The 10,003-nt window shown below is 48.8% G+C and carries 12 protein-coding genes; all 12 read left to right on the top strand.

Annotated elements, in window-relative coordinates; translation table 11 throughout:
• Positions 1-339 precede the first annotated feature (339 nt).
• Complete coding sequence (locus OXG87_11050) at positions 340-684, top strand: RidA family protein (protein MCY3870086.1); 345 nt, start codon at positions 340-342, stop codon at positions 682-684.
• 21 nt (positions 685-705) lie between these two features.
• Positions 706-1,530, top strand: coding sequence for an AAC(3) family N-acetyltransferase (locus OXG87_11055; GenBank protein MCY3870087.1), 825 nt, complete (start codon positions 706-708; stop codon positions 1,528-1,530).
• Positions 1,531-1,546: 16 nt separating this feature from the next.
• A complete protein-coding gene (locus tag OXG87_11060) occupies positions 1,547-3,199 on the top strand; it encodes a S8 family serine peptidase (protein MCY3870088.1) in 1,653 nt (550 codons plus the stop codon).
• Positions 3,200-3,251: 52 nt separating this feature from the next.
• Complete coding sequence (locus tag OXG87_11065; protein MCY3870089.1) at positions 3,252-3,797, top strand: GNAT family N-acetyltransferase; 546 nt, start codon at positions 3,252-3,254, stop codon at positions 3,795-3,797.
• A 19-nt stretch (positions 3,798-3,816) separates the two neighbouring features.
• Complete coding sequence (locus OXG87_11070) at positions 3,817-4,662, top strand: DUF4111 domain-containing protein (GenBank protein ID MCY3870090.1); 846 nt, start codon at positions 3,817-3,819, stop codon at positions 4,660-4,662.
• Positions 4,649-5,125 carry a GNAT family N-acetyltransferase gene (locus OXG87_11075; GenBank protein MCY3870091.1) on the top strand — a complete coding sequence of 159 codons (477 nt, stop codon included), beginning with the start codon at positions 4,649-4,651 and terminating at the stop codon, positions 5,123-5,125. Before OXG87_11070 ends, OXG87_11075 begins: the two co-directional genes overlap by 14 nt.
• 14 nt (positions 5,126-5,139) lie before the next feature.
• A complete protein-coding gene (gene dcd / locus OXG87_11080) occupies positions 5,140-5,676 on the top strand; it encodes a dCTP deaminase (protein MCY3870092.1) in 537 nt (178 codons plus the stop codon).
• Positions 5,669-6,220 (top strand): NUDIX hydrolase, encoded by a 552-nt coding sequence (locus OXG87_11085; protein ID MCY3870093.1) that lies wholly within the window; start codon positions 5,669-5,671, stop codon positions 6,218-6,220. Before dcd ends, OXG87_11085 begins: the two co-directional genes overlap by 8 nt.
• Positions 6,221-6,222: 2 nt before the next feature.
• A complete protein-coding gene (locus OXG87_11090) occupies positions 6,223-6,651 on the top strand; it encodes an NUDIX domain-containing protein (protein ID MCY3870094.1) in 429 nt (142 codons plus the stop codon).
• Positions 6,652-6,661: 10 nt separating this feature from the next.
• Entirely contained in the window at positions 6,662-7,405 is a 744-nt protein-coding gene (locus OXG87_11095) for a creatininase family protein (GenBank protein MCY3870095.1), read from the top strand.
• 38 nt (positions 7,406-7,443) lie between these two features.
• Entirely contained in the window at positions 7,444-7,872 is a 429-nt protein-coding gene (locus tag OXG87_11100; protein MCY3870096.1) for a DoxX family protein, read from the top strand.
• Between the two features lie 78 nt (positions 7,873-7,950).
• Positions 7,951-10,003 (top strand): prolyl oligopeptidase family serine peptidase (locus OXG87_11105; GenBank protein ID MCY3870097.1); only part of this gene is annotated, 2,053 nt, incomplete at its 3' end.

Raw genomic sequence — 10,003 nt, forward strand, 5'->3', positions numbered from 1 at the left:
CCTTGAGCAATGTGCCACCATGCTAAGCATGTTCCGTGATGATTTTACACGGAAGTACCGCACCATAAGCATGTCCCTGCGAAAGCAGGGATTCGGAAGCCCTTCGCCATGCGACCCAACGCTAAAGGTGTTGGGTCTTACGGGCTGTAAGATAATTTATTCTTCGAGTGGAAAACAACTGTTTTCTCTTCTCTCATCCTTTGGTAATCCGCAGGCTCTTATTCCAATCGCGCCCCCCAAGAAGAACGTATCGCGTGCATAACAGAAACCATCTCGTTGATAGAATTGTCACAAGATCAGTGAAATTTATGTTGTAACACGCTATCTATCGGAGCATTTATGACTATCAAACGATACCCGGGCAAAGCATTTGGCCGCAGCAAGTCCGTTGAACACAATGGCATCGTCTATACGGTTGTCACCGCACCGGATGTGTCCACAGACCTCAAGGATCAGACTCAACAGGCGCTCGAACAGTTGGACGCGAATCTCGCTGAGGCTGGAACCGATAAGTCTTGCCTTCTTTCCGTCACGATCTATATCACAGATATGTCAAAGAAACCCATCCTGAACGCGGTTTGGGACGCCTGGATTAGTGCCGACAATTGGCCCCAGCGCGCCTGTGTGGAGGTTAAGCTGGAGGGAGATACGCTTGTGGAGATGGTCGCGATTGCTGCGAAATAGGTGACGTATTGGGGAAAAATAATGAGTGAAGGCAAGGTTGTTGAAAAGACAAAAACGCCCGCTACTATTGAATCGTTGCAGACGGATCTTCGCGCGCTTGGCGTTAGACCGGGGATGGTCGTGTTGGTGCATTCGTCTTTGAGCGCGATGGGATGGGTGTGTGGAGGGTCTGTGGCGGTTGTTATTGCGCTTCAGAAAGTTCTGGGCTCTACTGGAACGCTTGTGATGCCCGCGCACTCAACCGGTCTGAGCGAGCCGAGCAAGTGGAAAAGTCCGCCCGTTCCTGAGTCGTGGTGGCCGGTGATACGCGAGACTATGCCAGCTTACGATCCGGTGCTTACGCCAACTCGCGCTATGGGCATTATTGCGGAGACATTTCGCAGGGAGAGAGGGGTTTTCCGCAGTTCACATCCGCAGGTCTCGTTTTGTGCATGTGGGCCTCAAGCATCGTATGTCGTGAATAATCATTCACTGTCTTTTGGCATGGGCGAGGATTCGCCGCTTGCGAGAATTTACGATTTGCACGGTTTTGTCCTGCTTCTCGGTGTGGGGCATAAAAATAATACGTCTATGCATCTTGCGGAATATCGGGCGAATTTTTCTACTAAGCGCATTGTTCAGGATAGCGCACCGATTTCTGCGTCGGGTTTAAGGACGTGGACTACCTTTGAAGAAGTTGAACCAGATAGTTCGGATTTTGATCGCATAGGTGAGGATTTTCTGCGGTCAGACGCGGGGAATGTGGTGCGTCATGGCAAGGTTGGTCTCGCGAGTTGTCAACTCATGCCACAACGCGATGTCGTGGATTTTGCGGTCGACTGGTTGGAAGAGAATAGATCGAAATAAACCTACAGGAGAAGATATGTGGCCGTCCTTGAGGGACTTTCTTCGGATTCCCGGTGAACTTACGGGTAAAAATGTCCGGATTGCTGTTATTGATGGAGAATTTCCAAACCACCCCGATATCAGTACAAATGAACGGCGTACATCCTACTTGGTACGGGGCATGTCAGATCCTGAAACGCATCCCGAGGTGTTTCAGGCGGAGCCTGGACCGTGGTCAGGTGGCTGGCATGCGTTGTGTGCCGCGGCAGCCGCTGGTGGATCAGGTGCCGAATCGCAGGAGATATACAAAGGTGTAGCACCCGAAGCAGATCTGTTTCTTGTTGCTAAGTACTCACGCGAGCCGGAGTATGATCTTGAAAAGGCACATATTAAGGCATTGGAATGGGTTTTGCATAATTGGCGGAAGTACGAGATACGAGGCGTATTATCAGCACGCAAAAGGCGGATAGGTTCAGGCATTCTACCATGGCAGACAGATCCGCGTCGCATCTTGTGTGAAGAATTAGCTTCTGAGGGCGTGCTCGTGGTTTCCGGGTCGGGGAATTGGCCAGATGAGACTACTGGCATCGCTGAACCCGCAGCCCCGTCTGTGCTTTCTGTTGGAGGCGTAGCGATTCCTCAGGATGGGGATCCATATCGGGCCAAGATGTATCAAGGATGCCGAGGAACTACATTTGAGGGGAAATGGATTCCGGATATTCTGGCACCGGCAGAGAACGTTGTTCTGCCCCATAGAAACGATGAAGAGATAGCAAATAATTTTTATGCAAAGATAGACGACATTCCATTTCGCTACGCTCGTATAGATGGTACATCGTTCTCGGGACCGGCTCTCCTTGGGGCAGCCGCCTGTCTGTGGCAAGCGCATCCGAGTTGGACAGCCCGCGAAATGAAATCAGCGCTGATATCGTCATCGCTGAAGAGGCCCGAATGGTCGGATCTGCGCGCTGGCCTGGTGTCAGTTAGCTGCGCCATGGCTAACGGCGTACCTGATGCCGTGCATGATGTAACGGATCCCTACCGAAATTGGTCATCGTGGCGAAAAAGCTCTCTGGATCACAGGTTGGATGGACTTAAGAGCAACAATCCCGATGAAGTAAAAGATGTAATCCTCTCTTTTGTTGGTGATGATCTCCCACACCAGGCTGTAAGTCTAATATGCAAGCAAACAAAGCATCCCGTAGCAGATGTTCGCGCTGCGGCTTTGTGCGCTCTTGCTGGCGGACCACCGTCCCAGGTGGATTCGGGCTATATACTGAGAGCGTTTCGAGATTCTTCGCCAATTGTCCGGATGGCGGGTGTGTACTTGCTACGAAGTCGTTCAGATTTGTGGTCTGAATGTAGAGTTTCCTTCCACAATCTCTTCGATGATACGAGCTTAGATGTCCGTATTGAGGCTCTTTACCTTGCCCCAAAAATGGCTTATCCAGATTTTGCTGAGGGAATCGCTGCGGGCCTTGAAGAAGACGCCCGGATGGGTCGCGTAGCGAATTTCGCGGCCCGACGAGATGCACTGGAAGCTATAACAGGACAAAGATTGCCGAGGACGAGACCACCCTTTGTACACGGAGGTACGCCTCATACGGACGAGAGCCGTGATGCTCGAGTGGATCTGGCACGTCGATGGGAGGATTGGCTCGGCGAGAACTGGCTGACTGGACGTGTTTAAATCAAACGATGATGTGGTTCGTACATCGTTGAATATTAAGCGAAAGAGATACATGATCGAAATCAGAAAATTAGAGCAGCTACGGCGCGAGGATTTGCATATAGTGGATGGTTATGTTTCAAATGATAGGTACCAGGTGTCTAAGACTGAGACCGCTGATGAGTTTTGCTTTATCCTGAAGCGTCAAAAATTGGATGAGCCTTACGTGAAACGCTGGTCGTTCTCAAAAGAGGATTTCAGGAATTACAGCGAACTTGTCAATTGTGGTCTGTCGCTGGGAGCCTATGACGTTGATCGGCTTGTGGGTATCGCTATTTCGGAAAAGATAGAGTGGAATAGGAGCCTGTGGATCAGGGAATTTGGGGTTGCCGAGTCATACAGGAGAAAGGGTGTCGGCAGGCAATTGATGGAGCAGGTAGCGGAAGTCGCCAAAGCTGAAGGGCTGAGGATTTTGGTTTGCGAGACTCAAAATACCAATGTGCCAGCCATTGATTTCTATCGCAGCGCAGGTTTTGAAGTCGAGGGTATCGATCTGTCCTATTATACCAATCGTGATATCGAGGGTGAAGTTGCAGTGTTCATGAAACGCAAGTTATAGTATAGATGAAGACAATCCAATGATTGCGAGCAATCTTACGAAATATCCCGATGTGAACGAGATCATAGACTTTTTTGTTAAAGGCGTTTTTCCCGTTCTCGGGGAAAATGCACTCGGGATATATCTGACTGGCTCGCTGTCCCATGGGGCGTTTAACTACCATAGCAGTGATATTGATATTACAGTGATTGTGCATCGCCCTGTTTCTCAAAGCGAACTCGATTCAATTCGGCGTTTGCACAGAGAGATGGAAGAGAAATTCGAGAAATGGGCGCGGCGGTTAGAGTGTTCTTATACGCCTGTCGATATGCTACCATGTGTTATGCCTCCAACGGAGCCGAGACCGTGGTACTGGGGTGGTGATTGTACCCTTTATGAGGAGGCACCTTATGGAAATGAATGGATAATCAACAAATATTTTCTTTATGGTCATTCCATCGCTTTATTTGGTCCGAGCTTTAAGAAGCTGTCGCCCCCGGTTGATATTGAGGATGTGCGAAAAGCCTGCGTTCGCGATTTGTTTCAGGAATGGGCACCGAAAAAATCCAATCCGGAATATTTTAGGGATAGCCACCATGAAGCGTATTTCATTCTAAATCTGTGTCGAATACTGCATACTGTGATTTGCTCCGTTGTTGGCTCAAAGAAGATGGCTGCGTCATGGGTGCAGAAGAATTATGGAGAAAGGTGGGGTGATCTGGTAGGGAATGCTCTGGCGTGGAAATACGGTATTGAATTGGACGCGAGACAAGAGGCTATAGATTTTCTCGATTTTGTAATTTCGGAGGTTTCAAAAACAGGCGTATATACGCAGGTGATCAATGACACATCGTATATTGGAGAGGATGAAAATGGAAGTTGTTAGGGCTTTGAAATCTGATATACCCGCTATACTGGAGATCTGGAAAGAACTTATGGATTTTCATGTCCCGTTTGATTCCAGATATACTCTGTCTGAGGGTGCAGAAGAAAGCATGAATGATCATCTGGAACGATTGGTTGAGGCTGAGGATGCCCTTGTGATTATGGCGGTTGAGAATACAAAGCCAATGGGCTTCGGAATAGCGAGAATTAGGAACTATCCTCCTGTATTTATCAAACAGACCCATGGCACTATTGAAGATTTGGCTGTTTCTTCTGAACACAGGAGAAAGGGAATTGGAGAGTTGATGTTAAATGAAATGTTGGATTGGTTTCGGTCTCTGGGAATAGACAGAGTTGAACTTCGAGTGGCTTCTATGAATACCATTGGATATTCATTTTGGAGAAAGCATGGATTTGCAGATTATATGTATATCATGTATAGAGATTTGCCTGAAGTAGAATAGTCAGGGAGCGCGTTATGATTTTATCGGGAAAAATGATTCACGAGCGAATTGGAAAAGATATTATTATTGAGCCGTTTGATCCTGCCAGGCTCAATCCAAATAGTTATAATCTTTCACTTGCCAATGAACTTATGATATACGAGGATGGCGTTCTCGATATGAAAAAGAAAAATCGCACGCGATCTATACAGATTCCGGATGATGGGTACGAGATGCAACCCCAAACGCTCTATCTTGGCAGGACAGCAGAATTTACCAGGACGAATAATTATGTCCCCATGCTTGAGGGGCGGTCATCAGTAGGCAGATTGGGGCTGTTTGTACACGTAACCGCAGGTTTTGGCGATGTGGGCTTTGCTGGCTACTGGACATTAGAGATGTTCTGTATCCGACCCGTTCGAATCTATCCAAATGTAGAAATCTGCCAGATTTATTACCATACTCTGGATGGTGATTTCGAGACCTACAAAAGTGAAAAGTATCAAAATAATACGGGTATTCAACCCAGTCGTTTATATCTCGATTTTGAAGGAATAGACAGCATTGAATAGTAGTGAAGATATACAGACGTTTTTGAAGGGTAAAACTCCTTTTCACGAGACAGAGGCTCTGTGGGCAAATGGGACGATGCCTTTGCGCGTGTGTTATTTTTTTTCCGATGATGAACAGCCGCCAGAGCAGTTTGTAACTTCTGTTCGATGTCTCGTTTTCCAGAATGATTCTGTTCTCGTACTCAGGAACCGCAAGGGCAATCACATTTTGCCGGGCGGTCGGCGCGAGGGGGAAGAGACTTTTGAACAAACACTTCGCCGTGAAGTTATTGAAGAGACAGGCTGGACGATTGAATATATATCTCGCTTGGGGTTCATCCATCTGGAACATCTCAAGCCGAAGCCGCCTGGATTCCAGTTCCCATATCTCCCTCACTTTTTTCAAATTATTTATACCGCCCGTGCTTCCAAATATGTGCCAGACCTAATGTGCGATGATGACTATGAAGAGGAAGCGACATTTGTCCCAATAGGTGAACTCGACGAGTTGGATATCTTTGAGGCCGAGTTGGGATATGTCCGATATATCAGAAGAGGGATTTGATCGTGTTCACAATCGGAGTTTTTGGGATTATTACCGATGATAAAGACCGCGTCTTGTTGTGCCACCGACGCGACTTCGATTTGTGGAATTTACCCGGTGGGGGTGTTGAGACAGGCGAGAGTCCGTGGGCTGCTCTGGTTCGGGAGATAGAAGAAGAAACGGGTTTGAACGCCGTGCCCGTCCATCTCAGTGGGGTGTACAGTAAAATAGATAAGAATGAGATCGTGTTGTCATTTTTTTGCCAGGTTACAGGGGGCACAATTCAACTCACCGATGAGGCGGATCAGATTGAGTATTTTCATTTAGATCGTATCCCGAGCAACACGTCTCCAAAGCAGGTCGAACGCATCAAGGATTACTTCGCGGACAGGACAAGGACCTATTACAGGGTACAAACGGGTCCTTCTTCTATTGATTTGATCAACGTGTGAATGAGTCAAGATGAAATCCCATAAATTCACTGATTATACATACTTAGAGATCAAAGATCTTATTGATGATGGATGCTTGGCGATTGTACCCACGGGATGCACCGAGCAGCAGGGTCCGCATTTGCCGGTAGATTTCGACACCTGGTTTGCGGAAGCTGTTGCGTTGGAGGCTGTACAGTATGCGGCACGCTGTCACGATGTACGTGCTCTGGTTTTGCCAGCCATGCCATTTGGACCCACACCCGAACATCGGGGCTTTGGCTCGGGCTATGTCAACATCCCGCACGTTGTTCATGAAGCGTATGTCTATTTCGTCCTTGAATCGCTGGCAGAACAGGGCTTTGGTACTGTTGTTGTCTGGCGCGGCTGCGGTGAGCATCGACTGCAGGAGGCGGTGGACAGGTTCAACGCAAAATTCCATCCAGGATGCAAGGCTTGTCTTCCACCTCTCCCATATCACGACATTTGGTGCCGCGTAGCTGATCCCAGCGTTCCCGGTGGTCATGCCGATAGTTTTACGACCTCAATTGCTATGTATCAACGCCCGGACACGGTTAGACTCGGAAGTATCCCTTCATCCCGTTCCAGAGAAGTGAATTGGGATGATCCGCATCTCGATTTCACAAGATACTCAGACACTGGCGTCATTGGCGATGCGACCAGGGCGAGTGCCGAGTTGGGACGCAGGCTTTGGGATGAGGTCATATCGACTACAGCAGCGATGTTCAGAGATACTATTGAACTCTCTGAGTAAATGACGACGTCTGTAAACCTTAATATGGAGGTGGTTTTATGATTAAGCGACTTGTATTTGGCGGAGCGGTTATTGAGTCGATCCCGGCAAATGTCGGGTTGGCGATTCTCAGGGTTTTTGTAGGGTTGAGTATGGCATTGGGACATGGATTGGGGAAGATCCCACCTTCCGAGCAGTTTGTGGCCGTTATAGAAAATTTGGGGTTTCCCTTACCCGAGTTTTTTGCCTGGATGGCAGCCTTTTCGGAGTTTGGCGGGGGGCTATTGCTGGCACTGGGATTACTCACGCGGCCAGGGGCGTTTTTGATATGCTCGACCATGCTGGTGGCCGGGTTCTTACAACACGCAGCGGATCCATTCAGCACGAAGGAGATGGCATTTCTGTACCTGGTTATTACAGGGATGTTCGTGGTTATCGGCTCAGGAAAATACGGGGTAGATACTCTGATACGATCGCGTGACTCATAATGGTTTTTGGTATGAAGCATAAAACTATGCTCATACTCGTAGCGAAATGACGTTGTCAGCCACTCTGGAGGAATCAATATGTCGCGACTATTCACTGTTGATGACTTGTTGAACATCAACCAGTTTACCAGTCGTTGCCCGTGGGATATTTCGCCTGATGGCGGATTGCTTGCTGTAACACTCAGCCAGGGGAAGCGTCGCGTGACAGACGATACCAATTATGGTGAGAACGGCGCATACATTGTCCTTATAGACGTTGAAACAGGTGAGTCCATAGAGCCATTTTCTGATCTACAAATGAGCTGGGCAGGTCGCTGGTCTCCAGACGGACAAACGCTTGCCGCTTATGTCGTTTCACAAGATGCTCAGGCGTGTGTTGGATTGTGGAACAGACAGACGCGCGAAGTATTCCTCGTATCCAACGCTGTGATCGGCTGGGGATTTAACTTCGACGTTCCCCAATGGTCTCCCGATGGTCGCCGCATCATCGTGCGGTTGATCCCGAGCGCCCATGTCTCTACAAAATCTCCTGACATCATTGTACGGTCATACACTCCGGAACAGCCAGCCTCAGATCAGCATAGCCCATTCCTTGAACAGCCCGGTATTGATAACTGCGTCGGCGTTGTGGAGATAAGCTCAGGCATTGTTACGGAGTATGCGCCCAGTCTCACGCCAGGTATCCCGCGTATGGCTCCGGATGGGCAAGCTGTTGCACTTCTTAATAAAATTGCATCTCCGGTGGATCGTCCTCACACTATTGCCGATGTGAATATTGTTCCACTTGACGGTCGCGAGCCTTATGCAGTCGCTCGGGAAGTACCTGTCAACAGTTATACCTGTCATTTATCGTGGTCGCCCACTTGCCAGACAATTTGCTATATCACCGGTGGGAAGGGAGAACCGCAACATCTCTACTTCGCACCGGCGGATGGATCTACTGAGCCTACAATGGTGACAGAATTCACTTCGTCCCTGGGTAACTTTCAAATGCCCTGGTGGACCGAGGATGGTACGCGCCTTATTTGGCTCCAAAAAGGATGTTTGTATCATCTTTCTATTGAGGACGGTAAGAATCGGCAGTTGTTGAAGGATTCGACTGGCAATCATTTGAGGATAAATGCGATTGCGCAACGGTACGGCGAATCGGTCCTCCATACGGATGATCAGGGCAATATTCTTGCCCACGCAATTGACAAACGTGATAATTTGAGATATATCGTCCGCATCCACTCCGTTTCCGGCGAGACGACCACGGTATGTCCTGCGCCATTTTCAAGTCCTGATGAGTTCACTCTAATAGCATCCAAGCGTTTCGTTTTTGCTCGTGGCAGAGAGGCGGTACATGCGTACCCTCTCGACAGTGGAGGAGCAACGACATTACTTAAGATCAATCCCTGGCGACGAGATGTGGAACAACCGGTGCGCAAAGTCATAGAGTTTAAGGACGCGAATGGTCGCGTACAGAAGACGGCTCTTTTCCTTCCCAGAGATGCTCGGGCGGGAGACCGGCTACCCATGATTGTCACCATCTATCCTGGGAGTGATTTTTCAAGGCGCGATAGGTATAACTCGGAAGCGCGGTTGCTCACCAGTGCCGGTTATGCTGCACTCTATCCAGATTCGATCATGGAGGACAATAGTCCAATTGGTCAGATTGTGGGCGTAACACTGCCCGCTGTTAATCGTGTCATAGAAATGGGTTTTGCCGACAAAAATCGAATTGGCGTTTGGGGTCACAGCTATGGTGCTTATGGTGTGATGGCATTGGTTACGCAAACACGGGCTTTTCGTGCCGCGGTTGCCAATGCGCCGTTCGGAATCAATATGACCAGTACCTATCTTATAGATGTAGCAAGAATAGGGTGGTGCGAAGGGAAGCAAGCGCGAAATGGCGGAAGTCTCTGGGAGAAACGGGATGCCTATATTAAGAACTCGCCGCTCTTTGCTTTCGACCAGGTCGAAGCACCTGTGTTGGTTATATGCGGAACTCAGGATGTGCCCGGATCGGTGAATTCACGGGAGACATTCCTCGGTCTCAGGCGACTTGGCAAACGCGTGGAAATGCGAGAATATCAACGTGAGAACCATGTTACGACTGATTGGTCGGCTGAGAATACCAGAGATTATT

Source organism: Gemmatimonadota bacterium (assembly GCA_026706845.1).
Lineage (GTDB): Bacteria > Latescibacterota > UBA2968 > UBA2968 > UBA2968 > VXRD01.